Origin of the sequence: Enterobacter sp. SECR19-1250 (assembly GCF_013391025.1) — a bacterium.
In the GTDB taxonomy this organism is placed as follows: Bacteria; Pseudomonadota; Gammaproteobacteria; order Enterobacterales; family Enterobacteriaceae; genus Enterobacter; species Enterobacter cloacae.
On record NZ_JACASJ010000039.1, the window covers coordinates 12412 to 39303 of the forward strand.

Genomic DNA, 26892 nt, shown 5'->3' on the forward strand with positions numbered 1-26892 from the left:
TCCATAATTTATATATAAAAATCATAGATATAAAAAACAGTTTCACCTTACATTTGTTCACATTAAAATTTAATCATTATGAATCAAAGGCATAAAAATGGATCCTGCCCTCTGGCTGCATGTTATGATGGGCCAATGAAGTCTGAATGAGAGTTATGCCACTGTGAGTATGTTCACCCACGCCGCCATTGCCAGTCTCAATAATCTGGAGATGATGGTCTACAACTATGTCATCAAAAATCGTGACAAAGTGATGTACATGACTATCCGCGAACTGGCGGACGCGGCGGGTGTCTCCACCACCACTATCCTGCGCTTTTGCCGCAAACTCAACTGCGAAGGCTACTCTGAATTTCGCGTACGCTTTAAGCTCTATCTGGAGCAGAATGAGCCTCAGCAGATAAATTTTGGTGCCAGTGAAATTATCAGCTTCTTTAAAAGCGTTAATAATGAAGAGTTCGATACATTATTAGATGAAGCGGTGGAGATAATATTATCGTCCGAGCGAATTATCTTTGTCGGCGCAGGGACCTCAGGCTCGCTGGCAAAATATGGTGCACGCTTCTTTTCTAATATCGGTAAATTCAGCAACCATATCGACGATCCTTATTTCCCGGTGACCAATGATATGGCCAAAAATGCGCTGGCGATTGTACTGTCGGTATCCGGTGAAACGGAAGAGATCCTGCGCTTCGCCAGCCAGTTCAGCCTGCATCACTGCAAGGTACTCTCCATTACCAGCCATGAGCACTCGCGGCTGGCAAAACTGGCCGATTTTAATCTCTCCTGGCATGTTCCCCAGACGCGTATTGCAGGCGTGTATGATATCACCACCCAAATCCCCGTTATTTATATTCTGGAGTCGCTCGGGCGTAAACTGGCGAAGAAATTAACAGAATAAAACATCCTGTTTTTTGCATGTAACAAATTACAATTCAGGCAAATTGTTATATCGTGACATTTAATGTCGCTTTGCTAGACTCGATTCCAATAAGTCATGAATTGAGAATAGCAACGATGAAAAAATTAACCTTACCAAAAGATTTTTTATGGGGCGGCGCGGTTGCTGCTCACCAGGTGGAAGGTGGCTGGAACAAAGGCGGCAAAGGGCCGAGCATCTGCGACGTGCTGACCGGTGGCGCGCATGGCGTTCCCCGTGAAATCACCCAGGAAGTGGTACCGGGTAAATACTACCCAAACCACGAGGCCATCGACTTTCACGGCCACTACAAAGAAGACATCAAGCTGTTTGCCGAGATGGGCTTCAAATGTTTCCGCACCTCTATCGCCTGGACGCGCATCTTCCCGAAAGGTGACGAAACGCAGCCCAATGAAGAAGGGCTGAAGTTTTACGACGATCTGTTCGATGAGTTGCTGAAGTACAACATCGAGCCGGTGATCACCCTCTCCCACTTCGAAATGCCGCTGCACCTGGTGCAGGAATATGGCGCCTGGACCAACCGTAAAGTGGTCGATTTCTTTGTCCGTTTCGCGGAAGCGGTCTTCGAGCGTTACAAAAACAAGGTCAAATACTGGATGACCTTCAACGAAATCAACAACCAGCGTAACTGGCGTGCCCCGCTGTTCGGTTACTGCTGCTCCGGTGTGGTCTATACCGAGCACGACAACCCGGAAGAGACCATGTACCAGGTGCTGCATCATCAGTTTGTGGCAAGCGCCCTGGCAGTGAAAGCTGCGCGTCGTATTAACCCGGAAATGAAGGTCGGCTGTATGTTGGCGATGGTGGCGCTCTATCCGTTCTCCTGTAAACCGGAGGACGTGATGTTTGCCCAGGAATCCATGCGTGAACGCTATGTCTTTACCGACGTTCAGCTGCGCGGTTATTACCCGTCTTATGTACTGAATGAGTGGGAGCGCCGTGGTTTTACCATTAACATGGAGCCGGGTGATGAGCAGATCCTGCGTGAAGGTACCTGCGACTACTTAGGTTTCAGCTATTACATGACTAACGCCGTCAAAGCAGAAGGCGGTACCGGCGATGCAATTTCAGGCTTTGAAGGCAGCGTGCCCAACCCGCATGTGAAAGCCTCTGACTGGGGCTGGCAGATTGACCCTGTGGGTCTGCGCTACTCTCTGTGTGAGCTATACGAGCGTTATCAGAAACCGCTGTTTATCGTCGAGAACGGTTTTGGCGCCTACGATAAAGTGGAAGAAGATGGCAGCATTAACGACGACTACCGCATCGATTATCTGCGCGCTCACGTGGAAGAGATGATCAAAGCCGTGACGCACGATGGCGTGGATCTGATGGGTTATACACCGTGGGGTTGTATCGACTGCGTGTCGTTCACCACCGGCCAGTACAGCAAGCGCTATGGTTTTATCTACGTGAACAAGCACGACGACGGCACGGGCGACATGTCGCGCTCGCGTAAGAAAAGCTTCGAGTGGTATAAAGGTGTGATTGCCAGTAACGGTGAGACGCTTTAACTCTGTAACGCCGGGCGGCGCTACGATTGATCCCCTCTCCCTTTTGGGGAGAGGGTTAGGGTAAGGGGTTTACTTCCCGCCCGCTAACTCAATAAAACTGCCCGTCACGTACGACGCTTTCTCGCTCAGCAGCCAGACAATCGCCTGGGCTACCTCTTCAGGCTGGCCGCCGCGCTGCATCGGCAGCAACGACTTAACGCGATCCACACGTCCCGGCTCTCCACCATCGGCATGGATGTCGGTATAGATAAGCCCAGGGCGCACGCAGTTAACGCGGATACCTTGCGCCGCCACTTCCAGCGCTAACCCGGTTGTCAGTGAATCCACCGCCCCTTTGGACGCCGCGTAATCCACATACTCACCCGGCGCGCCCAGTCGTGACGCCGCGGAGGAGACATTCACAATCGCCCCACCTTTGCCACCATGTTTGTGCGACATACGCTTTACCGCTTCACGGCAGCAAAGGAAATACCCCGTGACGTTGGTTGCCAGCACGCGATTAATGCGTTCAGCCGAAAGATTTTCGATAGTGGATTGCTCAAACAGGATCCCGGCGTTATTCACCAGCGCGGTCAGCGGCTCAGCTTCTCGGTCAAGACTGTCGAACATCGCCAGTACCTGCGCTTCATCGCTGATATCCGCGCGCAGGGCAAAGGCTTTACCGCCCGCCCCGACGATCTGGTTGATAACGTCCGTCGCAGCCTTGATATTGTGGTGATAATTCACCGCCACGGTGTAGCCTTCGTTTGCCAGCTGCAGCGCGGTGGCTTTACCGATACCGCGGCTGGCGCCTGTTACAAGTGCAATACCCATTCTTTTCTCCCAATAAAAAAGCCGGGTATGGCGGCTTCGCCATACCCGGCCTACGTTACTACATCAACACGATTACTGGTATTCGCTCATTGGTACGCAGGAGCAGAACAGATTACGGTCACCGTAGACGTCATCAAGACGTTTCACGGTTGGCCAGTATTTGTTTGCCACACCGGCCGGGAAGACCGCCAGTTCACGGCTGTAACCGTGATTCCACTCCGCCACCATTTCATGCTGCGTGTGCGGCGCATTGACCAGCGGGTTGTCTTCCAGCGTCCATTCGCCGTCCTGCACGCGGTCGATCTCCATGCGGATGGCCAGCATCGCATCAATAAAGCGGTCCAGCTCGGCTTTGCTCTCGGACTCCGTTGGCTCCACCATCAGCGTACCCGCAACCGGGAACGACATGGTTGGCGCATGGAATCCATAGTCGATAAGACGTTTGGCAATATCCAGCTCGCTAATGCCGGTCTGCTCTTTCAGCGGACGAATATCCAGAATGCACTCGTGCGCCACGCGGCCATCACGACCGGTGTAGAGCACCGGATAGGCTGACTTGAGGCGGGTCGCGATGTAGTTAGCGTTCAGGATCGCCACCTGGCTTGCCTTCTTCAGCCCTTCCGCGCCCATCATGCGGATGTACATCCAGCTGATTGGCAGGATAGAGGCGCTACCAAACGGTGCCGCTGACACCGCGCCCTGACGGGTCAGCATCCCTTCTATCTGCACCACGCTATGGCCTGGAACAAACGGTGCCAGGTGCGCTTTCACGCCGATTGGCCCCATACCCGGGCCGCCACCGCCATGCGGAATGCAGAAGGTTTTATGCAGGTTCAGGTGCGAAACGTCCGCGCCGATGAAGCCCGGCGAGGTGATGCCCACCTGCGCATTCATGTTCGCACCGTCGAGATAGACCTGGCCGCCAAACTGATGCACCACTTCACACACTTCACGGATGGTCTCTTCGTACACGCCGTGAGTCGACGGGTAGGTCACCATGATGCAGGAGAGCTTATCGCCCGCCTGTTCGGCTTTCGCACGCAGGTCAGCGAGGTCAATGTTGCCGTTCTTATCGCACGCCACCACGACCACTTCCATTCCCGCCATCTGGGCGGAGGCCGGGTTGGTGCCGTGGGCAGAGCTTGGGATCAGGCAGATATCACGGTGGCCTTCGTTACGGCTCTCGTGATAGTGGCGGATCGCCAGCAGACCGGCGTACTCACCCTGCGCACCAGAGTTTGGCTGCATGCAGAGCGCGTCATAACCCGTCAGTTTCACCAGCCAGTCGGAGAGCTGGTTGATCATCAGGTGATACCCTTCCGCCTGTTCGGCAGGGCAGAACGGGTGCAGCTCGGCAAATTCAGGCCAGGTGATAGGGATCATCTCTGCCGCCGCGTTCAGCTTCATGGTGCAGGAACCCAGCGGGATCATCGCCTGGTTCAGCGCCAGATCCTTGCGCTCCAGAGAGTGCATGTAACGCATCATCTCGGTTTCGCTGTGGTAGCGGTTAAAGACCGGGTGCGTCAGGATCGCATCGTTACGCAGCATGCTTTCCTGAATTGAGCGGCTGTCGAGCGCGACCTCTTTGTCCAGCGTATCAATATCCAGACCGTGCGCGTCGCCCAGCAACACGTTAAACAGGTTGACGATATCTACACGGGTGGTGGATTCATCGAGGGTGATGCCGACCGCGTTATGGATGTCGCTGCGCAGGTTGATTTGCGCCGCATCAGCACGCGCCAGCACCGCCGCTTTGTCCGCCACTTCAACGCACAGGGTGTCGAAGTAGTGAGCGTGACGCAGTTTGAGGCCTTTCTGCTGCAGACCGCAGGCCAGAATATCGGCCAGACGGTGAATGCGGCTGGCGATGCGTTTCAGGCCAACCGGACCATGGAACACCGCATACAGGCTGGCAATGTTAGCCAGCAGAACCTGCGAGGTACAAATGTTGGAGTTCGCTTTCTCGCGGCGGATATGCTGCTCACGCGTCTGCATCGCCATGCGCAGCGCAGTGTTACCGGCAGCGTCTTTTGACACACCGATAATACGGCCAGGCATGGAGCGTTTGAATTCATCTTTTGCCGCAAAGAATGCCGCGTGCGGGCCGCCGTAGCCCATCGGCACGCCGAAGCGCTGCGCAGAGCCGAAGACGATATCCGCACCCTGTTTGCCAGGCGCCGTCAGCAGTACCAGTGCCATAAAATCAGCGGCGACGCTGACAACGACTTTGCGGGATTTGAGTTCGGTCATCAGCGCGCTGTAGTCATGCACTTCGCCGGTGGTGCCCACCTGCTGTAGCAGCACGCCAAAGACATCCTGGTGATCCAGTACTTTGTCAGCATCGTCGACAATCACGTCGAAGCCAAAGGTTTCCGCACGAGTGCGTACCACGTCCAGCGTCTGCGGATGAACATCCGCCGCCACGAAGAAGCGGTTGGCGTTTTTCAGCTTGCTCACGCGTTTCGCCATCGCCATGGCTTCTGCCGCGGCGGTCGCTTCATCCAGCAGAGACGCAGAGGCGATGTCGAGACCGGTCAGATCCAGGGTCACCTGCTGGAAGTTCAACAGCGCTTCCAGACGGCCCTGGGACACTTCCGGCTGATAGGGGGTATACGCGGTATACCAGCCCGGGTTTTCCAGCATGTTGCGCAGGATCACCGGCGGTAACTGCACGTTGGTATAACCCATGCCAATGTAAGACTTATAGCGCTTGTTAAGGGCTGCAATGGCCTTTAATTCTGCCAGCGCAGCAAATTCAGTCGTCGCCTCGCCCACCTGTGGTGGCGTGGCAAGCTGGATGTCTTTTGGCACGATCTGGCCGATCAGTGCGTCTAATGAATCCGCGCCAACTGTCTTCAGCATCTCCTGCTGTTGCTGAGCATCCGGCCCTATGTGACGTTCAATGAAGGCGCCACGGTTTTCAAGCTGGCTTAAAGTCTGTGTCATGAGCGATGGTTCCTGAAACGTGCAGTGAATATAAGTTCCCTCTCCCTGTGGGAGAGGGATAATGGCTTACTCGTCTTCTAACAGAGCTTCGTATGCGGTGGCATCCAGCAGCGCAGCAACCTGTGATTCGTCGCTGGCTTTGATCTTGAAGATCCAGCCGCCTTCATACGGTTCGCTGTTGACCAGTTCCGGGGAGTCGCTCAGCGCGTCGTTGACGGCAATGATTTCGCCGCTCACCGGTGCATAGATATCGGATGCCGCCTTAACAGATTCCGCGACAGCGCAGTCATCGCCTGCGCTAACGGTCGCGCCCACTTCCGGCAGGTCAACAAACACCATGTCGCCCAGCAGCTCTTGCGCGTGCTCGGTGATCCCAACGGTATAAGAGCCGTCCGCCTCTTTGCGCAGCCACTCGTGTTCTTTGCTGTATTTCAGTTCTGCTGGCACATTGCTCATTGAAGTTCTCCTTATAAAAATGATTAGGCGACCGGCTTACCGGCGCGAACAAAAATCGGTTTGGTCACGTGGACCGGCATTTCGCGGTTGCGGATCTGTACCACCGCCGTTTCGCCAATGCCGGCCGGCACGCGTGCCAGTGCAATACTGTAGCCCAGCGTCGGGGAGAAGGTACCGCTGGTGATCACGCCTTCACGCGGATTGCCGTCTGCATCGGTAAAACGTACCGGCAGTTCGCCGCGCAGCACGCCTTTTTCCTTCATCACCAGGCCAACCAGCTGTTCAGTGCCCTTTTCGCGCTGCATCTCCAGCGCTTCACGGCCAATAAATTCGCGGTCAGCCGGTTCCCACGCGATGGTCCAGCCCATGTTAGCGGCCAGTGGAGAGACGCTTTCGTCCATCTCCTGACCATAAAGGTTCATGCCCGCTTCCAGACGCAGCGTATCGCGCGCGCCCAGTCCTGCTGGCTTGACGCCCGCTTCCACCAGCGCACGCCAGAAGTCGGCGGCTTTTTCATTCGGCATGGCAATTTCATAGCCCGCTTCACCGGTATAGCCGGTGGTGGCGATAAACAGATCGCCCGCCTGCACGCCGAAGAACGGCTTCATGCCAGCGGTGGCTTCACGCTGCTCGTTGTTGAACAGCGTGGCGGCTTTCGCCTGCGCGTTCGGCCCCTGTACGGCGATCAGCGACAGATCATCACGGACGGTGATGTCGATGGCATACGGTTCAGCGTGTTGGGTAATCCAGGAGAGGTCTTTTTCGCGGGTGGCGGAGTTTACAACGAGGCGGAAGAAATCTTCAGTGAAGTAGTAGACGATAAGGTCGTCAATCACGCCGCCAGAGGCATTTAGCATGCCGGTATAGAGCGCTTTACCTGGCGTCTTCAGTTTTGTGACGTCGTTTGCCAGCAGATAACGCAAAAACTCCCGGGTGCGGCTACCGCGCAGGTCGACAATTGTCATGTGGGAGACGTCGAACATACCGGCATCGGTACGCACTGCGTGGTGTTCATCAATCTGGGAGCCGTAATGCAGCGGCATCATCCAGCCATGAAAGTCCACCATACGTGCACCGCATAACACGTGTTGTTCGTACAAAGGAGTCTGTTGAGCCATCTTTTCCTCGTTGAAAAATTCACCGTGAATCCCGGTATCGGCCCCGTCATTCGGCACCGACGCAAACGTTCTCTTTTACCTGAACTTACCACCGAAACCGACGGTTAACCATAAGGTAAAACAGGTCATCACATTAGCTTATGACCAAAAAACGCTGAAAAGCCTACAGAGTTATTCACTGGTAAAATGCAATTCAACCCGCATAAAATTAACAAAGATCTAACAATATTTAGCACATGGTGATATTTCATGCGGAAAAATGGGCCAAATTTCCGTAACGGAAAAATAGCCAGATTAGATTATCTAATGCGAAAAATGGCGTGAAATTAGATTATTTCAAACGAGGATATTTACCCGGCGCAGAGGCCGGGTAAATAAAGTGTGACGGGGATCGAGATTAACGTAACCAGTCGGGAAGATCGTTAAGACCCATCGCCTGACGAAGGAGTTGAGGTTTTACGCCCGGAAGGGTGTCGGCCAGTTTCAGGCCGATGTCGCGCAGCAGTTTTTTCGCCGGATTTGCCCCGGCAAACAGCTCGCGGAAGCCCTGCATGCCTGCCAGCATCACCGCCGCGCTGTGTTTGCGGCTGCGTTCGTAGCGACGCAGGTAGAGATGCTGGCCAATGTCTTTACCTTCGCGGTGCAGACGGCGCAGCTCATTCACCAGCTCTGCCGCATCCATAAAGCCAAGGTTAACCCCCTGTCCGGCCAGCGGATGAATGGTATGCGCCGCGTCACCCACCAGCGCGAGACGGTGCGCCGCAAACTGGCGCGCGTAGCGGCCGGTCAACGGGAATACCAGGCGTTCGCTCTCAAGGGTGCACAGACCAAGACGGTTATCAAACGCCATGCACAGCGCCTGATTAAACGCCTCTGGCGTCGCCTCGCGCATCAGCTGTGCTTTTTCCGGCACCAGAGACCAGACGATCGAGCACAGGTGCGGATCGCTCAGCGGCAGAAATGCCAGAATACCGTCGTTATGGAAAATCTGGCGCGCAACGCCGCCGTGCGGCTCTTCAGTACGGATGGTTGCTACCAGCGCATGATGACGATAATCCCAGAAGGTCAGGGGAATATCCGCCTTGTTACGCAGCCACGAGTTTGCGCCATCCGCGCCCACCACCAGCCGCGCGGTGAGCATGTCGCCGCTCTGCAGGGTGAGAAACGCTTCGTTTTCGCCCCATGCCACCTGCTGGATTTGCGCGGGCGCCATCAGGTTGATGTCGCTGCAGGATTGCGCTTTTTGCCATAACGCATGGTGAATGACGGCATTTTCGATGATATGACCCAGATGGCTATAGCCCATACTTTCATCATCAAACGCGATATGACCAAAGCTGTCTTTGTCCCACGCTTCCATTCCGTGATAGCAGCTGGCACGCTGCGCCACGATATCTGACCAGACGCCAAGGCGCGTCAGTAGTTTTTCGCTGGCGGCATTGATTGCCGAGACGCGCAGTTCCGGCGGCGCATCGTGCGCAACGGGCTGAGGCAGATTTTGCTCCAGCACGGCCACGCGCAGACCACTGCCCTGTAAACCACAGGCCAGCGCCAGCCCTACCATTCCGCCGCCTACAATGGCGACATCAACATTTTGCACGATGATAACTCCTTAACGCGCGACCCAACCAAGGGTCCGCTGCGCCAGCACGTCACGTGCCGGAATGAATAATTCCATCGCCATCAGCCCAAGGTTGCGGCCTGCAACCAGCGGTGCCCAGCGATTGGCAAACAGATGTACCAGGCCATCGGTGACGCCGATAGTCGCTTCTTTATCGGCCCGGCGTCGCTTCTGATAATGGCTGAGCACCGGATACGCGCCGCAATCTTTTTGCTCATGCCACGCCTGGGACAGAGTCTCTGCCAGGCTCATCACGTCGCGTAGCCCAAGGTTGAAGCCTTGCCCGGCGATTGGGTGCAACGTCTGCGCGGCATTGCCGACCAGCGCCACGCGATGGGAGATGGACTGAGATGCCGTGGTCAGCGACAGCGGGTAAACAGCGCGTTTTCCCGCATGGGTAATACGCCCCAGCCGCCAGCCAAAGGCTTTTTGCAGCTCGGTACAAAAACGGTCGTCGGACCAGGCCTCAACGTCAGCCGCTTTATCCTGGGGATGACACCACACCAGCGAGCAGCGTCCGTTTGACATCGGCAGCATGGCCAGCGGGCCGTGCTGAGTGAAACGTTCAAACGCCCTGCCGTTGTGTTCTCCCGCCGTAGAAACGTTAGCAATAACGGCGACCTGTCCGTAAGGCTGAGCGCGCCATTCCACGCCGCACTGGGTGCCAAGCGCAGAACGTGAACCATCGGCGGCGACCAGAAGCTGGCCATCCAGAACCGTGCCGTTTTCCAGCGTCACGCTGACCGCCGCTTCGCTGCGGCTGAAGCTGGCGACGCGTGCCGGGCAATGGAGCGTCACACCCGGGGCATCCTGCAATAAACGGAACAGACGCAGCCCGACGTCGTGAAGTTCAACCACCCGACCTAAGGCATCAATGCGGTAATCCTGCGCGTCCAGCGTCACAAACCCGGCATGGCCACGATCGCTGACGTGAACGGTGTTGATTGCCGTCGCACAATCCGCAATCGCCTGCCAGATGCCAATTCGAGCGAGCTGCTGGCAGGTCCCCTGAGCCAGGGCAATGGCGCGGGCATCAAACCCGGGATGATCGGACGCCTCTGGCGCCACGGCCTCCACCAGATGGACCGGAAGTTGCCCTTTCGTCAAATGCGAGATGGCCAGCGCCAGCGTAGCTCCCGTCATCCCCCCACCAACGATAATCACGCTCATGGGCGTGCCGCTGCCATCAGCGCCTCAATGTCATCGGCGTTTTTCACCACGCCCGCGGTCAGGTTTTCGTTACCGGTTTCGGTGATGACAATGTCATCTTCGATGCGAATACCAATTCCACGGTACGCTTCCGGCACGTCGGCATCCGGCGCAATGTAGAGCCCCGGTTCAACGGTCAGCACCATACCCGGCTCCAGCACGCGAGAACGTTCTGAACCATACGCACCCACATCATGCACATCCAGCCCCAGCCAGTGGCTCAGGCCGTGCATAAAGTAGGGGCGATGCGCATTTTCAGCAATCAGGGTATCCACATCACCGTTCAGAATCCCGAGCCTTACGAGGCCGGTAATCATGATGCGCACCACTTCGCCGGTCACTTCCTGGATGGAGGTGCCGGGGCGATAGAGCTTCAGCGCGGTTTCAAGAGATTCAAGAACGATGTCATAAATTTCGCGCTGCGCGGGAGTGAACTTACCGTTCACCGGGAAGGTACGGGTAATGTCGCCCGCATAGCCCTGATATTCGCAGCCTGCATCAATCAGCACCAGATCGCCGTCACGCAGTTCACTTTCATTTTCGGTGTAGTGCAGAATGCAGCCGTTTTCACCGCCGCCGACAATGGTGTTGTAAGAGGGATAACGCGCGCCGTGGCGGTTGAACTCGTGGTGAATCTCGCCTTCCAGCTGATATTCAAACAGGCCGGGGTGGCACTTTTCCATCGCCCTTGTGTGAGCCAGCGCGCTGATTTCGCCTGCACGACGCATCACGTCCAGCTCTTCCTGCGATTTAAACAGGCGCATCTCGTGGACCACCGGGCGCCAGTCCGTCAGCGTGGCCGGGGCGGAGAGATTCTGCCGGGAGCCTTTACGCAGCTTATCCAGCGCGGTGAAGACTATCTCATCGGCGTACGCATACTCACCCTGCGCGTGGTAAAGCACATCCAGCCCGTTCAGCAACTGATAGAGCTGCTGGTTGATTTCGCTGAACGCCAGCGCACGGTCCACACCCAGTTTCGCGGGCGCGGCCTCTTGCCCCAGGCGGCGACCAAACCAGATCTCCGCGGTGAGATCCCGTACGCGGTTGAAAATCACGCTGTGGTTGTGGGTGTCATTGCTCTTGATCAGCACCAGTACCGCCTCCGGTTCATTGAACCCGGTGAAGTACCAGAAATCGCTGTTCTGGCGATAGGGGTATTCACTGTCGGCACTGCGCGTCACTTCGGGCGCGGCAAAAATCAGCGCAGCGCTTCCGGGCTGCATTTTTGCCAGCAGCGCCTGACGACGACGGGAATACTCTTGATGCGAGATAACCATGACACCCTCCTGTGCGTTATTTTTCTTAATGTAAGGTTGGCTTACGAACTTCCGGTGCGGTTGGCTGCGAGCGGGTGAAGTTATCGTGGCACAGCAGTGCCGCCACGCGAACGTACTCGATAATCTCTTCGAGAGACATCTCCAGCTCTTCCTGATCTTCTTCTTCGTCGTAACCCAGCTGCGCGATGTTACGCAGATCGTCGATCGCTTCACCCGCTTCGCCGGTCACTTTATCAAGCTTAGGCTGCGTTACGCCCAGCCCCAGCAGATAGTGGTTTACCCAACCGGCCAGCGCATCGGCGCGATCGAACACGCTGACATCGTCGCCTTCAGGCAGATAAAGCTGAAAAAGGAAGCCATCGTCCTCCAGCGAATCGCTGATCGCCGAGTGCATTTTTCGCAGCGCTTCCGCCAGTTCATGACCAAACGCCAGCCCTTCGTTCGTCAGGTCGTGGATCAGCGGCTGCCATGAGCTGTCGCTGTTTCCGCCGCATAGCATGCCACTGATCAGACCGTGCATTTCGGCAGGGGTTAAACCCACACCCTGCTGGTTCAGTAACTGGTTTAAATCGTTGTAACCAGGCATTTCGTTCTGTATAGACATGAGCTTTCGTCATCAAAGGGAGGAATATTCATGATATGCTACCACTTTGGACCCTGGTGATACCAGAAAAGGGCTTGTATCTTCACATCAGGGTAGCTATAGTGTCGCCCCTTCGCAGCCCCCGGGGCAGTAAGCGAAGGCAGCGCAGTCAATCAGCAGGAAGGTGGCATGTCTGCACAACCCGTCGATCTCCAGATTTTTGGCCGTTCACTGCGAGTGAATTGTCCTCCTGAACAAAGGGATGCTTTGAATCAGGCTGCGGACGATTTGAATCAGCGGTTGCAAGATCTCAAAGAACGCACTAGAGTCACAAATACTGAGCAGCTGGTTTTTATCGCCGCGTTGAACATCAGCTATGAACTGACTCAGGAAAAAGCGAAGACACGCGACTACGCGGCAAGCATGGAGCAGCGCATTAAAATGCTCCAGCAGACCATAGAACAGGCGTTGCTTGATCAAGGTCGCAATCCCGAAAGACCGGGACCAAAGTTTGAATAACACTTCTCAGTTGACTATGGTAGAGTAACTGTGAAGACAAAATTTCTCTGAGATGTTCGCAAGCGGGCCAGTCCCCTGAGCCGATATTTCATACCACAAGAATGTGGCGCTCCATGGTTGGTGAGCATGCTCGGTTCGTCCGAGAAGCCTTAAAACTATGACGACACATTCACCTTGAACCAAGGGTTCAAGGGTTACAGCCTGCGGCGGCATCTCGGAGATTCCCTCACTCTTCTTCTACCACTACCATGACTCAATTCCCTGAAGTTTCTGCCTCACGCCAGGATATTCGTCAACTCATTCGACAACGTCGCCGGGCGTTAACCCCTGAACAGCAAGCGCATTTTGCCCAGCAGGCCGCGGCACGCATGATGGCGTATCCGCCTGTAGTAATGGCGCATACCGTCGCGCTGTTTCTCTCTTTTGATGGTGAGCTGGATACGCAGCCACTCATCGAACAACTCTGGCGAGCCGGAAAGCGGGTCTATTTGCCGGTGCTGCATCCGTTTAGCGCAGGGAACCTGCTGTTTCTGCACTACCACCCACACAGCGAACTGGTTGTGAATCGTCTGAAAATCACCGAGCCGAAGCTGGATGTGCGCGACGTGCTGCCGCTGTCACAGCTGGACGTGCTGATTACGCCGCTGGTGGCGTTTGATGAACAGGGCCAGCGTTTAGGAATGGGCGGGGGGTTCTATGACAGAACGTTGCAAAACTGGCAGCAGTACGGGTTGCAGCCGGTGGGTTATGCGCATGATTGTCAGACGGTAGAAGCCTTGCCGGTCGAGAAGTGGGATGTGCCGTTGCCGGCGGTGATAACACCCAGTAAAACCTGGACCTGGTAGAATAAAGCCGGGTGGCGCTTACGCTTACCCGGCCTACAAAACGTCGACGTAGGTCGGGTAAGGCGTAGCCGCCACCCGATACTACAAACCTCACCCTTAGTACAGCAGACGCGCGCGAATCGTCCCCGGAATGGCCTTCATGCTCTGCAGCGCTTTCTCGGCCACATCTTCATCTGCTTCGATATCAATAACCACATAGCCCATCTGCGAGTTGGTTTGCAGATACTGCGCGGCAATGTTGACACTCTGCTCAGCAAAGATCTGGTTGATGGCGGTCAGCACGCCCGGACGGTTTTCGTGAATATGCAGCAGACGACGGCCACCGTGCAGCGGCAGCGACACTTCCGGGAAGTTAACGGCAGAGAGCGTTGAACCGTTATCGGAGTATTTACTCAATTTACCCGCCACTTCCAGACCGATGTTCTCCTGCGCTTCCTGAGTAGAGCCACCGATGTGTGGCGTCAGGATCACGTTGTCGAACTCGCACAGCGGAGAGTTAAATGGATCGCTGTTGGTTGCAGGCTCCGTCGGGAAGACGTCGATAGCCGCCCCCGCCAGATGCTTACGCTTCAGGGCATCGCACAGCGCGGGAATGTCGACAACCGTACCGCGTGCGGCGTTGATCAGCAGGGAACCCGGCTTCATCAGCGCCAGCTCTTCCGCGCCCATCATGTTTTTGGTTGAGGCGTTTTCCGGCACATGCAGGCTCACCACGTCGCTCATGTTCAGCAGGTCAGAAAGATGTTGAACCTGAGTGGCGTTCCCCAGCGGCAGCTTGCTTTCAATGTCGTAGAAGTAAACATGCATGCCCAGGGATTCAGCCAGGATACCCAGTTGGGTACCAATGTGGCCGTAACCAATGATACCCAGCTTTTTACCGCGCGCTTCATAAGAGCCCGCGGCCAGTTTGTTCCACACGCCGCGGTGGGCTTTGGCGTTGGCTTCCGGAATACCACGCAGCAGCAGCAGCAGTTCGCCAATCACCAGCTCCGCCACGGAACGGGTGTTGGAGAACGGGGCGTTGAAGACCGGGATACCGCGTTTTGCGGCAGCATTCAGGTCAACCTGGTTGGTACCGATGCAGAAACAGCCGATAGCGACCAGCTTTTCCGCCGCCGCAATAACATCTTCAGTCAGGTGAGTACGGGATCGCAGGCCGATGAAGTGGGCATCACGGATGGACGCTTTCAGCTCTTCAGTATCCAGCGCGCCTTTGTGAAATTCGATGTTGGTGTAACCTGCCGCGCGAAGGCTATCAAGTGCTTTTTGATGCACGCCTTCTACTAGCAGGAATTTAATCTTGTCTTTCTCCAGTGATACCTTTGCCATTTACCCGACCCTGTTTTTTTGTCTGAACTGATGTTGTGCTGGATTGAAATCCGCTTAGCCAACATATCAAAAAAAACTATTGCAGCAATATGAACGTTTGCGTCGGCACTCTGAAGAAAAGTCATACAGCGCAAAATAGCAGAGTAAAATGCTGTAAATATTTGTGAATGCGGAAGGTTCAGCAAGAGAGGGGCAAAAAACGTGACACAAGTCACCGAATTTAGCTTTTCAAAATTTTTTTAGCGGGGGGAGGACTCCCCCCGTCAGATCATTTTACGATGGTTTTCACGCCATCAGCCGTGCCGATCAGCGCAACATCCGCGCCACGGTTGGCGAATAACCCTACTGTTACCACGCCCGGAATGCCGTTGATGGCGTTTTCGAGCGCGATCGCGTCGAGAATTTCCAGGCCATGAACGTCGAGGATCACGTTGCCGTTATCGGTGACCACACCCTGACGGTATTCAGGACGTCCGCCCAGTTTTACCAGCTCACGTGCCACGGCGCTGCGCGCCATTGGGATCACTTCAACCGGAAGCGGGAATTTACCCAGAATATCAACCTGCTTGGATGCGTCCGCGATACAGATAAATTTATCGGCCACGGAGGCGATGATCTTTTCACGCGTCAGCGCTGCGCCGCCGCCTTTGATCATCTGCATATGCCCGTTGATTTCATCCGCGCCATCAACGTAGATCCCCAGACGGTCCACTTCGTTCAGATCGAAAACGGTAATGCCGAGGCTTTTCAGCTTTTCCGTGGAAGCATCGGAGCTCGAAACCGCGCCCTCGATCTGCCCCTTCATCGTGCCCAGCGCATCGATAAAGTGTGCCGCCGTAGATCCCGTACCCACACCGACGATAGTACCCGGTTGCACGTACTGGAGCGCGGCCCATCCTACTGCTTTTTTCAGTTCATCCTGCGTCATGATCGTTTTGCCTGTGGTATGAAAACTTAGGGCGCATTATAGAACACGTGAGGTGGAATTCGTCTGCCACAAAGGGAAAATTGTGTCATAGTGCAGATTAAGCAAAATTAAGGAGTAAGCCAGAGCAATGAAACGTCCGGACTACAGAACACTACAGGCACTTGATGCAGTTATTCGTGAACGCGGTTTTGAGCGCGCAGCGCAAAAGCTGTGTATTACTCAGTCCGCCGTATCACAGCGTATCAAACAGCTTGAAAACATGTTCGGGCAGCCACTGCTGGTGCGTACCGTGCCACCGCGTCCAACAGAGCAAGGACAAAAGCTCCTCGCGCTGCTCCGTCAGGTTGAACTGCTGGAAGACGAATGGCTGGGTGATGAACAAACGGGTTCTACGCCGTTGCTGCTGTCGCTGGCGGTGAACGCCGACAGTCTGGCAACCTGGCTGCTGCCCGCCCTCGCCCCGGTTCTGGCCGATTCCCCTATCCGTCTGAATCTTCAGGTTGAAGATGAAACCCGCACCCAGGAACGCCTGCGTCGCGGTGAAGTGGTCGGGGCGGTCAGTATTCAGCCTCAGGCACTGCCAAGCTGCCTGGTGGATCAACTGGGGGCGCTGGATTACCTGTTTGTCGGTTCAAAAGCCTTTGCGGAGCGCTACTTCCCCAATGGCGTCACCCGCGCCGCGCTGCTTAAGGCGCCTGCCGTGGCGTTCGACCATCTGGACGATATGCATCAGGCTTTCCTGCAACAAAACTTCGATCTGCCGCCGGGCAGCGTGCCGTGCCACATCGTGAACTCGTCTGAGGCCTTCGTGCAGCTTGCGCGTCAGGGAACCACCTGCTGCATGATCCCGCACCTGCAGATTGAAAAGGAGTTGAAAAGCGGTGAGCTGATTGATTTGACGCCGGGGCTGTATCAGCGCCGGATGCTTTACTGGCACCGTTTTGCGCCGGAAAGCCGCATGATGCGCAACGTCACCGACGCGCTGCTGGCATACGGGCACAAGGTGTTGAGACAGGATTAATCGCTTGAATTCCCTCTCCCTGTGGGAGAGGGTTAGGGTCAGGGCAAATTACTGCGCCTTAGCCGTCTCAGTTTGCTGAGTTTGCGTCGGCTCCAGCTGGAACACCACATCAACCTGATCGTCGAACTGAATGGTCGGCTGCTCATAACTTTCCTGAGCAGATACCGGCGCCGCATCGGCTTTCATCATCCGTACCATCGGGCTTGGCTGATAGTTAGAGACGTGGTAACGCACGCTATACACCGGGCCGAGCTTACTCTTAAATCCAGCGGCCAGCTGCTGCGCCTGATGCATCGCATCGTCAATTGCCGCTTTACGCGCTTCGTCTTTGTATTTCTCCGGTTGCGCAACGCCCAGTGAGACGGAACGAATTTCGTTCAGACCCGCCTTCAGCGCGCCATCCAGAAGGGAGTTCAGCTTATCCAGCTGGCGGACGGTCACTTCAACGCTACGCACAGCGCGATAGCCTTTCAGGATACTTTTGCCGTTCTGGTAGTCGTAATCAGGCTGAGTACGCAGGTTCGCAAAGCTGATGTCTTTTTTGGCAACACCGTTCTGCTCCAGGAAAGAGAGATATTGCGCAACACGATCGTCAGCCTGCTTCTTGGCGGAAGCGGCATCCTTCGCGGCCACGTTGACTTCAATTGCCAGCGTCGCAACATCCGGTACCGCATCCACGCTGGCGGTGCCGGAAGTGACGATGTGCGGACCATTTGGCAATTCATTCGCCTGAACAGACACCGCACCCAAACTTACTAATGCCGCCAGGGCCATCACGTTAAACTTCACTGTCATTCCTCCATGTTGCGAAGAGTGCCCTAACAACAGGGCGCATGCCAGCAAGCTTAGCGGGTCCTGCTCAGTTGTCCATAAGACAACGCTTAGTTGAACAATCCCTGAACATGATGAATCCCCTCTTTCGCCAGCTGAAAGGCAATGACCCACATCACCACGCCCACCAGCGTGTTGATGATCCGCTGGGCTTTAGCAGTACGCAAACGGGGTGCCAGCCACGCCGCCAGAATGGCGAGGCCAAAGAACCAGAGGAAGGAGGCGCTCACCGTGCCCAGGGCAAACCAGCGCTTCGGCTCAACGTCCAGTTGCCCACCCAGGCTCCCGAGCACCACAAACGTGTCGAGATAGACGTGCGGATTAAGCCACGTTACCGCCAGCATGGTGACGATGATCTTCCAGCGCCCCTGCTTCATCACTTCGGCGCTCGCCAGCTCCAGGTTACTGCTCATTGCCGTTTTTAACGCACCGAATCCGTACCACAGCAGGAAGGCGACCCCGCCCCAGGTCACCAGCGCCAGCAGCCAGGGTGACTGCATCAGCAGCGCACTCCCGCCAAAAATCCCGGCACAAATCAGCAGTAAATCGCTTACCGCGCACAGCAGGGCAATCATCAGATGATACTGACGGCGAATCCCCTGGTTCATGACAAACGCATTTTGGGGACCGAGGGGAAGGATCATGGCTGCGCCTAACGCAAGCCCCTGAAAATAATACGATAACATGACATTTATCTCGCAGAATTGTCTTTGGAGCAGACTATACTGCGAGAAGAACATTAGAGGAAATTGATAATATTAATTGGGTATTAGCATAGCTAATAAAATAAAAGCCCGGTGGCGCTAGCGCTTACCGGGCCTACGGGAGACGTTATTCGGCTTCTTTTACTTTTTTGACGTTTACGTCCATCTGCGGATACGGGAAGCTGATGCCGTTGGCGTCAAACTCGCGCTTAATGCGCTCCAGCACGTCCCAGTACACGTTTTGCAGATCGCTGCTTTTGCTCCAGATACGCACCACGAAGTTAATAGAGGAAGCACCCAGCTCATGCAGGCGCACGGTCTGCTCTTTGTCCTTCAGAATGCGATCATCGGAGGCGATGATGTTAGCAATCAGCGATTTCACCTGATCAATATCGGAATCATACGCCACGCTGATAATTAACTCGTTACGGCGCACCGGCTCGCGAGAAAAGTTAATAATGTTGCCCGCGATGATTTTCCCGTTCGGGACCACAACGATACGCCCGTCAACGGTACGCAGAGTGGTAGAGAAAATTTGTACCTGCAGTACGGTACCGGCAATGCCGCCCAGATCAACATACTCACCGGAACGGAATGGACGGAAGGTGACCAGCAGAACGCCTGCCGCCAGGTTCGAGAGCGAGCCCTGTAACGCCAGACCAATAGCCAGACCCGCGGCACCAAGCACGGCGATCACCGATGCCGTTTGTACCCCCACGCGCCCCAGTGCAGCAATCAGGGTAAACGCGATGATGCCATAGCGCACCAGCGCAGAGAGAAAGTCAGCCACCGTAGCGTCAATGTGTCGCGCTACCATCACCCGGTTGACCGCATTCGATACAATACGCGCCACGATCATCCCGACGATGATGATGGCAATCGCCGCGACGATATTCACGGCGTAGCTCAGCAGCAGCGCCTGGTTGCGCACCAGCCAGTTACCGGCGTTATTGATGCTGTCTACAACATCGAGTTGTTCCATTTATTCTTCCTTTTGTTAAACCAAAACACAAATCCATCCCCCATGGAGACAGGCAGGTCCGTAAAGGGTAAACAAAAAGCGCAAGTTTTGCCAAACAGATCACAAAAACCGATCTGACAGGGTATTGAAAAAGCATAAAAAAAGGCCCGCGTTTGCGGGCCTCCTGATGCTGTCAGCAGCTCAAATTACAGAACGTCGATCGCGTTCAGCTCTTTGAATGCCTGCTCCAGACGGGTCACCATGGATGTCTGCGCTGCGCGCAGCCATACGCGTGGATCGTAGTATTTCTTGTTCGGCTGGTCTTCGCCTTTCGGGTTGCCCAGCTGGCCCTGCAGGTAAGCTTCGTTCGCTTTGTAGTACTGCAGGATACCGTCCCAGGTTGCCCACTGGGTGTCGGTATCGATGTTCATTTTCACTACGCCGTAGCTTACGGAGTCTTTGATTTCCTGAGCAGAAGAACCGGAACCGCCGTGGAAGACGAAGTTCAGGCTGTTGTGCGGCAGGTTGTGTTTCTTGGACACGTATTCCTGAGAGTCACGCAGGATGGTTGGGGTCAGAACCACGTTACCTGGTTTGTAAACGCCGTGTACGTTACCGAAGGACGCTGCAATGGTGAAGCGTGGGCTGATTTTGCTCAGCTCGGTGTAAGCGTAATCAACGTCTTCTGGCTGAGTGTACAGAGCAGAAGCGTCCATGTGGCTGTTGTCCACGCCGTCTTCTTCACCGCCGGTGCAACCCAGTTCGATTTCCAGGGTCATGCCCATTTTGGACATGCGCGCCAGGTATTTGGAGCAGATCTCGATGTTCTCTTCCAGAGACTCTTCAGACAGGTCGATCATGTGAGAAGAGAACAGTGGCTTACCGGTAGCCGCGAAGTGTTTTTCACCCGCGTCCAGCAGACCGTCGATCCACGGCAGCAGTTTCTTCGCGCAGTGGTCAGTGTGCAGGATAACTGGAACACCGTAGTGTTCAGCCATCTGATGTACGTGGTGCGCACCAGAGATAGCGCCCAGGATTGCAGCACCCTGAGGAATGTCAGTTTTCACGCCTTTACCTGCGATGAACGCAGCGCCGCCGTTAGAGAACTGTACGATAACCGGTGCTTTAACTTTTGCAGCGGTTTCCAGTACGGCGTTGATGGAGTCAGTACCCACGCAGTTAACTGCTGGCAGAGCAAAGTTGTTTTCTTTAGCTACCTGGAACACTTTCTGAACGTCATCACCAGTGATCACGCCAGGTTTTACGAAATCAAAAATTTTAGACATGTTGCTTAGTCCTGTATCTTCGGCCGTTAGAAAAGGTGCGAGCTCTTAAAGCGCGCTGAAAATTGGGCAGGTTTCCCTGCCCTTGAATGGCTTACTTCTTAGCGCGCTCTTCGAGCATTGCTACTGCTGGCAGAACTTTGCCTTCCACGAATTCGAGGAATGCGCCGCCACCAGTGGAGATGTAGGAGATTTTGTCAGCGATACCGAACAGGTCGATTGCTGCCAGGGTGTCACCACCGCCTGCGATAGAGAACGCTTCGCTGTCTGCGATAGCGTTAGCAACAATTTCAGTCCCTTTACGGAAGTTCGGGAATTCGAACACGCCAACAGGACCGTTCCACAGGATAGTTTTTGCGTTTTTCAGGATTTCAGCCAGTTTCTGTGCAGAAACGTCGCCCAGGTCCAGAATCTGCTCTTCATCTTTGATGTCGTTTACAGATTTCAGGGTAGCAGTCGCCGTTTCGGAGAACTCAGTGGCAACGCGAACATCGGTTGGAACCGGGATATCACAGGTGCCCAGCAGGCGTTTGGCTTCGTCAACCAGGTCTGCTTCATACAGGGATTTACCGACGTTGTGGCCCTGAGCGGCAACGAAGGTGTTCGCGATACCACCGCCAACGATCAACTGGTCAGCGATTTTAGACAGGGAATCCAGAACGGTCAGTTTGGTAGAAACTTTAGAACCACCCACGATGGCAACCATTGGACGAGCAGGTTCTTTCAGTGCTTTACCCAGCGCATCCAGCTCCGCGGCCAGCAGAGGTCCAGCGCACGCAACGTCTGCGAATTTACCGATACCGTGGGTAGACGCCTGCGCACGGTGTGCAGTACCGAATGCATCCATTACGAATACGTCGCACAGCGCCGCGTATTTTTTGGAGAGTGCTTCGTCGTCTTTCTTCTCGCCTTTGTTGAAGCGAACGTTTTCCAGCACCACCAGCTCACCGGCAGCCACTTCCACGCCATCCAGGTAATCTTTCACCAGGCGAACCGGGCTGGACAGTTTGTCTTTCAGGTAATTAACAACCGGCAGCAGAGAGAACTCTTCGTTGTACTCGCCTTCAGTTGGACGACCCAGGTGGGAGGTCACCATCACTTTCGCACCCTGCTTCAGAGCCAGTTCGATGGTTGGCAGAGATGCACGGATACGCGCGTCACTGGTCACTTTGCCATCTTTAACTGGCACGTTCAGATCCGCACGGATGAAAACGCGTTTACCAGCCAGATCCAGATCGGTCATCTTAATTACAGACATGGTGAATCCTCTCGTTGATTCTTAAAGTTTTGCAGACGCACGATGCGTCTTACCTGAAACCTTTGGCAGCCATTGCTAACGTGGTGTCGAGCATTCGGTTAGCAAAGCCCCATTCGTTATCACACCAGACCAGCGTCTTGATAAGGTGTGCGCCACTGACGCGCGTTTGCGTGCCATCAACAATGGCGCTGTGCGGGTCATGGTTAAAATCCACTGAGACCAACGGTAATTCCGTATAGTCAACTATACCATGAAATGCCCCCTGTGCCGCTTTTTGCAGCAACAGATTGACTTCACAGGCTTTTACCGGTTTTTTCACCGTCACGCTGAGGTCAATTGCGGTGACGTTTATCGTCGGTACACGCACGGCAATCGCTTCAAAACGGTCATTAAACTGCGGGAAAATTCGGGTGATCCCGGCAGCCAGTTTTGTGTCCACCGGGATGATTGACTGGCTCGCAGCACGCGTGCGTCGTAAATCCGGGTGGTAGGCGTCGATGACCTGCTGATCGTGCATGGCGGAGTGAATTGTGGTCACGGTGCCGGATTCAATGCCATATGCATCGTCTAACAGTTTAATGACCGGAATAATGCAGTTGGTGGTGCAGGAGGCGTTGGAGACAATACGGTGTTCGGCTTGCAGCTCATGCTGATTGACGCCGAAAACTACCGTTGCGTCGAGGTCGTTACTGCCGGGATGAGAGAACAGGACTTTTTTCGCGCCGGCGGTGAGATGCGCTTCGCCGTGTTCGCGGTTGCCATATACGCCGGTGCAGTCAAGCACCACATCCACACCCAGTTCACGCCACGGTAGCGCGGCAATACTGCGCTCATGCAGTACGCGGATCGTATCGTCACCGACAAACAGCTGATCCCTTTCCTGGCGCACGTCCCAGGCAAAGCGTCCGTGGCTGGTGTCATATTTCAATAAATGCGCCATGCCCGCAGCATCCGCCAGTTCATTGATTGCCACCACGGTAATTTCCGCCCGACGCCCGGATTCATATAAAGCACGAACCACGTTGCGCCCGATGCGACCGAAGCCATTAATCGCTACGCGTACGGTCATAGATCTCCTGCAAAGCTATCCCTGAGTTCGAGGTGGCTGAAAGAGTAATCCAGCTACGCCCGAAGGGGAATCTTTGCTATCACAAACTGCGATTGATTGGTCAATTGTCGAACATTTAATCGACTGAAACGCTTCAGCAAGAATAAGCGAATCGGGGAATAAAAGGAATGTCTGTCCAGATGAATAAGCGAGCTATATGACTTGCGTCACATTTTAGGTGGAATAATTTACAGAGCAGTTACATGTCTGAGGAATAGTGCCTACAAAAAAGCCGGGTGACGCTTACGCTTACCCGGCCTACGTTTTGTGCCATTTGTAGGCCCGGTCAGCGTAAGCGCCACCGGGCAAAACGGCAATTACAGCAGTTCTTTAGCCTTAGCGACAACGTTCTCAACGGTGAAGCCGAACTCTTCGAACAGCTGCTCTGCCGGAGCAGATTCACCGAAGGTGGTCATACCGACGATAGCGCCGTTCAGGCCCACGTATTTGAACCAGTAGTCAGCGATACCCGCTTCAACCGCCACGCGTGCGGAAACGGCTTTAGGCAGTACGGATTCACGGTAAGCAGCATCCTGCTTGTCGAACGCATCGGTAGACGGCATGGAAACCACGCGCGCTTTAACGCCTTCGGCAGTCAGTTTGTCCCAGGCTGCAACAGCCAGCTCAACTTCAGAACCGGTTGCGATGAAGATCAGCTCTGGCTGTCCCGCGCAATCCTTCAGCACGTAGCCACCGCGGGCGATGTTCGCCAGCTGCTCTTCGGTACGATCCTGCTGTGTCAGGTTCTGACGGGAGAGGATCAGCGCGGTTGGACCGTCCTGACGCTCAACGCCATATTTCCATGCCACTGCAGATTCCACCTGGTCACATGGACGCCATGTGCTCATGTTCGGGGTGACACGCAGGGAAGCAACCTGCTCTACCGGCTGGTGAGTTGGACCATCTTCGCCCAGACCAATGGAGTCGTGGGTATAAACCATCACCTGACGCTGTTTCATCAGCGCAGCCATACGCACGGCGTTACGGGCATATTCCACGAACATCAGGAAGGTAGAGGTGTACGGCAGGAAACCACCGTGCAGGGAGATACCGTTCGCGATAGCGGTCATACCGAATTCACGTACACCATAATGGATGTAGTTACCGGCCGCATCTTCGTTGATTGGCTTAGAGCCAGACCACAGGGTCAGGTTAGACGGTGCCAGGTCAGCGGAGCCGCCGAGGAATTCTGGAAGCCATGGACCGAACGCTTCGATCGCATTCTGAGACGCTTTACGGCTGGCGATTTTAGATGGGTTCGCCTGCAGCTTAGCGATGAACTCGTTCGCTTTCGCGTCGAAGTCAGACGGCATTTCACCTTTCATACGACGGGTGAATTCAGCCGCTTCCTGTGGGAAGGCTTTAGCGTAAGCCGCGAACTTCTCGTTCCAGGCCGCTTCTTTCGCCTGACCCGCTTCTTTGGCATCCCACTGAGCATAGATTTCAGATGGGATTTCGAATGCAGGGTGTTTCCAGCCCAACGCTTCACGGGTCAGCGCGATTTCCGCGTCGCCCAGTGGCGCACCGTGGGAATCGTGGGTGCCCGCTTTGTTCGGAGAACCGAAGCCGATGATGGTTTTGCACATCAGCAGGGATGGTTTGTCAGTGACCGCACGCGCTTCTTCTACTGCACGTTTAATCGAGTCAGCATCGTGGCCATCAACGCCACGCACAACGTGCCAGCCGTAGGCTTCGAAACGTGCCGCAGTGTCATCAGTGAACCAGCCTTCAACATGACCGTCGATGGAGATACCGTTGTCGTCGTAGAACGCAACCAGTTTGCCCAGCTTCAGGTTACCTGCCAGGGAGCACACTTCGTGAGAAATGCCTTCCATCATGCAGCCGTCGCCCATGAACGCGTAGGTGAAGTGGTCAACAATGTCGTGACCAGGACGGTTGAACTGCGCCGCCAGAGTCTTCTCAGCAATCGCCATACCCACCGCGTTCGCAATACCCTGACCCAGTGGGCCGGTCGTGGTTTCAACACCTGCGGTGTAACCCACTTCCGGGTGACCCGGAGTTTTGGAGTGCAGCTGACGGAAGTTTTTCAGCTCTTCGATAGGCAGATCGTAGCCAGTGAGGTGCAGCAGGCTGTAGATCAGCATTGAGCCGTGGCCGTTAGACAGCACGAAACGGTCGCGGTCAGCCCATGCCGGGTTCTGCGGGTTGTGGTTCAGGAAATCACGCCACAGGACTTCGGCGATATCAGCCATACCCATAGGGGCCCCTGGGTGGCCAGATTTGGCTTTCTGTACTGCGTCCATGCTCAGCGCACGAATAGCATTAGCAAGCTCTTTACGTGAGGACATTTTAACTCCAGATCGGACTGTTAAAGGCCATGCCCTTGACGACAGCGCGTTTTGGGCTACGCCGGAAAAAAGTGCCAACAATGTAACCCAAGCGGCATGCCATGTACATGGAGCATTCTTTTGCCGCTTAAGAAATCTCTGGATCATGCTCGCATGTTGCGCAATCTGCTCGCCCGGGCCCGTCGATATTCCTTATACTTAGCCCGACCCCGGCTTCGCTGTCGGTGTACTTTTCGGATTTTATTCAGATTAACGAGTACGGAAGCAACCTCATGAAAATGCGTGCATTAGTGCTGGCCCTGGGTACAACGTTCCTGCTGAGCGGTTGTCAGAATATGGATTCTAACGGCCTGATGTCCTCAGGCGCAGAAGCTTTTCAGGCCTATTCCCTGAGCGACGCGCAGGTTAAAGCCCTGAGCGACCAGGCCTGTAAAGATATGGATGGAAAGGCTACGATTGCCCCGGCCAACAGTCCCTACACGCAGCGTCTGAATAAAATTGCCTCTGCGCTTGGCGATAACATTAACGGTCAGCCGGTGAACTATAAAGTGTACGTCGCGAAAGACGTGAACGCCTTTGCCATGGCAAACGGCTGTATCCGCGTTTACAGCGGGTTAATGGACATGATGACCGACAACGAAGTGGAAGCGGTGATCGGCCATGAAATGGGCCACGTTGCCCTCGGCCACGTGAAGAAAGGGATGCAGGTCGCCTTAGGCACTAACGCCATCCGCGCGGCGGCGGCTTCTGCGGGCGGTATTGTGGGCAGCCTGTCCCAGTCACAGCTTGGCGATGTGGGCGAAAAGCTGGTTAACTCCCAGTTCTCTCAACGTCAGGAGTCCGAAGCGGATGACTACTCCTACGATCTGTTGCGCAAACGCGGTATCAATCCAGCAGGTTTAGCCACCAGTTTTGAAAAGCTGGCTAAACTGGAAGCCGGACGTCAAAGCTCCATGTTTGACGATCACCCGGCCTCAGAAGCGCGTGCACAACATATTCGCGACCGTATGGCCGCAGACGGAATTAAATAATTTTGGAAGGAGGCAAATTTGCCTCCTTTTTATTTCGCATGAATTGCTAACTTAACCGCACATATCGGTAACACCCACAAAAGCCCCGTCACACCTGCCCTTCACCATTGAAATGTCTGGTCACATAATTATTGCAATCGGTTACTTTTCGGGTAATTATCGAATCCGCAGTAATTCAAATTAATATATTAAGACAGAGACATTCCCTCCGTGAAAAAAGAATTATCGTTAGTTGCGTTAAGGAAGGTGCGAATAAGCAGGTCATTTCTTCCCAAGCTGACTCGCTGATTA

The 26892-nt window shown here is 54.8% G+C and carries 23 protein-coding genes and 1 other RNA gene; 7 read left to right on the forward strand and 17 right to left on the reverse strand.

The annotated features are described in order from the left end of the window. Positions 1-169: 169 nt before the first annotated feature. Together HX884_RS12150 and HX884_RS12155 are read left to right on the forward strand one after the other, a co-directional pair. On the forward strand, positions 170-901 hold the full coding sequence (locus tag HX884_RS12150) for a MurR/RpiR family transcriptional regulator (protein WP_020687085.1): 732 nt from the start codon (positions 170-172) through the stop codon (positions 899-901). A 116-nt stretch (positions 902-1017) separates the two neighbouring features. Beyond that, complete coding sequence (locus HX884_RS12155; protein ID WP_178328242.1) at positions 1018-2451, forward strand: 6-phospho-beta-glucosidase; 1434 nt, start codon at positions 1018-1020, stop codon at positions 2449-2451. A gap of 69 nt (positions 2452-2520) precedes the next feature. Here HX884_RS12155 and HX884_RS12160 read toward each other — a convergent pair whose 3' ends face one another. The 8 genes from HX884_RS12160 to HX884_RS12195 form a co-directional block, all read right to left on the reverse strand. After that, complete coding sequence (locus tag HX884_RS12160; RefSeq protein WP_013098620.1) at positions 2521-3264, reverse strand: SDR family oxidoreductase; 744 nt, start codon at positions 3262-3264, stop codon at positions 2521-2523. Between the two features lie 72 nt (positions 3265-3336). Next, positions 3337-6210 (reverse strand): aminomethyl-transferring glycine dehydrogenase, encoded by a 2874-nt coding sequence (gcvP, locus tag HX884_RS12165; protein ID WP_029883155.1) that lies wholly within the window; start codon positions 6208-6210, stop codon positions 3337-3339. A gap of 66 nt (positions 6211-6276) precedes the next feature. Beyond that, entirely contained in the window at positions 6277-6666 is a 390-nt protein-coding gene (gene gcvH, locus HX884_RS12170; RefSeq protein WP_013098622.1) for a glycine cleavage system protein GcvH, read from the reverse strand. 23 nt (positions 6667-6689) lie between these two features. Beyond that, positions 6690-7784: a glycine cleavage system aminomethyltransferase GcvT gene (gene gcvT, locus HX884_RS12175; protein WP_178328243.1), complete on the reverse strand. Its 1095-nt coding sequence runs from the start codon at positions 7782-7784 to the stop codon at positions 6690-6692. 397 nt (positions 7785-8181) lie between these two features. Then, complete coding sequence (gene ubiI / locus HX884_RS12180; protein ID WP_178328244.1) at positions 8182-9384, reverse strand: FAD-dependent 2-octaprenylphenol hydroxylase; 1203 nt, start codon at positions 9382-9384, stop codon at positions 8182-8184. Positions 9385-9396: 12 nt separating this feature from the next. Continuing rightward, positions 9397-10575 carry a 2-octaprenyl-6-methoxyphenyl hydroxylase gene (gene ubiH, locus HX884_RS12185; RefSeq protein WP_020687080.1) on the reverse strand — a complete coding sequence of 393 codons (1179 nt, stop codon included), beginning with the start codon at positions 10573-10575 and terminating at the stop codon, positions 9397-9399. After that, on the reverse strand, positions 10572-11885 hold the full coding sequence (gene pepP / locus HX884_RS12190; RefSeq protein ID WP_086528234.1) for a Xaa-Pro aminopeptidase: 1314 nt from the start codon (positions 11883-11885) through the stop codon (positions 10572-10574). Before pepP ends, ubiH begins: the two co-directional genes overlap by 4 nt. Positions 11886-11916: 31 nt before the next feature. Then, positions 11917-12495, reverse strand: a complete 579-nt coding sequence (locus tag HX884_RS12195) for a YecA family protein (protein ID WP_013098627.1) — start codon at positions 12493-12495, stop codon at positions 11917-11919. A 168-nt stretch (positions 12496-12663) separates the two neighbouring features. Between HX884_RS12195 and zapA the strand changes: the two genes are divergently transcribed. From zapA to HX884_RS12210, 3 genes are all read left to right on the forward strand, one after another. Beyond that, positions 12664-12993 carry a cell division protein ZapA gene (zapA, locus tag HX884_RS12200; protein WP_006811891.1) on the forward strand — a complete coding sequence of 110 codons (330 nt, stop codon included), beginning with the start codon at positions 12664-12666 and terminating at the stop codon, positions 12991-12993. Positions 12994-13034: 41 nt separating this feature from the next. Next, positions 13035-13218, forward strand: a non-coding RNA gene (gene ssrS, locus HX884_RS12205) — 6S RNA. Between the two features lie 23 nt (positions 13219-13241). Continuing rightward, positions 13242-13838, forward strand: a complete 597-nt coding sequence (locus tag HX884_RS12210) for a 5-formyltetrahydrofolate cyclo-ligase (RefSeq protein ID WP_178328245.1) — start codon at positions 13242-13244, stop codon at positions 13836-13838. A 96-nt stretch (positions 13839-13934) separates the two neighbouring features. Here the strand turns inward: HX884_RS12210 and serA are convergent, their stop codons facing one another. Together serA and rpiA are read right to left on the reverse strand one after the other, a co-directional pair. Next, positions 13935-15167: a phosphoglycerate dehydrogenase gene (gene serA, locus HX884_RS12215; RefSeq protein ID WP_013098629.1), complete on the reverse strand. Its 1233-nt coding sequence runs from the start codon at positions 15165-15167 to the stop codon at positions 13935-13937. Positions 15168-15435: 268 nt separating this feature from the next. Further along, the gene (gene rpiA, locus HX884_RS12220; RefSeq protein WP_013098630.1) at positions 15436-16095 is read right to left on the reverse strand and encodes a ribose-5-phosphate isomerase RpiA; all 660 of its coding nucleotides are present in this window, start codon (positions 16093-16095) and stop codon (positions 15436-15438) included. Positions 16096-16222: 127 nt separating this feature from the next. Here rpiA and argP point away from each other — a divergent pair, with 127 nt between their 5' ends. After that, on the forward strand, positions 16223-17116 hold the full coding sequence (argP, locus tag HX884_RS12225; protein WP_008499727.1) for a DNA-binding transcriptional regulator ArgP: 894 nt from the start codon (positions 16223-16225) through the stop codon (positions 17114-17116). A 48-nt stretch (positions 17117-17164) separates the two neighbouring features. On the opposite strand, the gene HX884_RS12230 is transcribed toward argP, so the two are convergent. The 7 genes from HX884_RS12230 to tkt all read right to left on the reverse strand — a co-directional run bounded on the left by HX884_RS12230 (position 17165) and on the right by tkt (position 25570). Beyond that, the gene (locus tag HX884_RS12230; RefSeq protein WP_178328247.1) at positions 17165-17905 is read right to left on the reverse strand and encodes an oxidative stress defense protein; all 741 of its coding nucleotides are present in this window, start codon (positions 17903-17905) and stop codon (positions 17165-17167) included. A gap of 92 nt (positions 17906-17997) precedes the next feature. After that, the gene (argO, locus tag HX884_RS12235) at positions 17998-18633 is read right to left on the reverse strand and encodes an arginine exporter ArgO (RefSeq protein ID WP_013098632.1); all 636 of its coding nucleotides are present in this window, start codon (positions 18631-18633) and stop codon (positions 17998-18000) included. Between the two features lie 145 nt (positions 18634-18778). Next, on the reverse strand, positions 18779-19633 hold the full coding sequence (locus tag HX884_RS12240) for a small-conductance mechanosensitive channel MscS (RefSeq protein ID WP_013098633.1): 855 nt from the start codon (positions 19631-19633) through the stop codon (positions 18779-18781). A 185-nt stretch (positions 19634-19818) separates the two neighbouring features. Then, positions 19819-20898, reverse strand: a complete 1080-nt coding sequence (fbaA, locus tag HX884_RS12245; protein WP_013098634.1) for a class II fructose-bisphosphate aldolase — start codon at positions 20896-20898, stop codon at positions 19819-19821. Positions 20899-20989: 91 nt separating this feature from the next. Next, positions 20990-22153 carry a phosphoglycerate kinase gene (pgk, locus tag HX884_RS12250; RefSeq protein WP_013098635.1) on the reverse strand — a complete coding sequence of 388 codons (1164 nt, stop codon included), beginning with the start codon at positions 22151-22153 and terminating at the stop codon, positions 20990-20992. Between the two features lie 49 nt (positions 22154-22202). Continuing rightward, entirely contained in the window at positions 22203-23222 is a 1020-nt protein-coding gene (gene epd / locus HX884_RS12255; protein WP_014833195.1) for an erythrose-4-phosphate dehydrogenase, read from the reverse strand. 356 nt (positions 23223-23578) lie between these two features. Then, a complete protein-coding gene (gene tkt, locus HX884_RS12260) occupies positions 23579-25570 on the reverse strand; it encodes a transketolase (RefSeq protein ID WP_178328246.1) in 1992 nt (663 codons plus the stop codon). A gap of 272 nt (positions 25571-25842) precedes the next feature. Between tkt and HX884_RS12265 the strand changes: the two genes are divergently transcribed. Continuing rightward, on the forward strand, positions 25843-26601 hold the full coding sequence (locus HX884_RS12265) for a M48 family metallopeptidase (RefSeq protein WP_013098638.1): 759 nt from the start codon (positions 25843-25845) through the stop codon (positions 26599-26601). Positions 26602-26892: the final 291 nt, after the last annotated feature.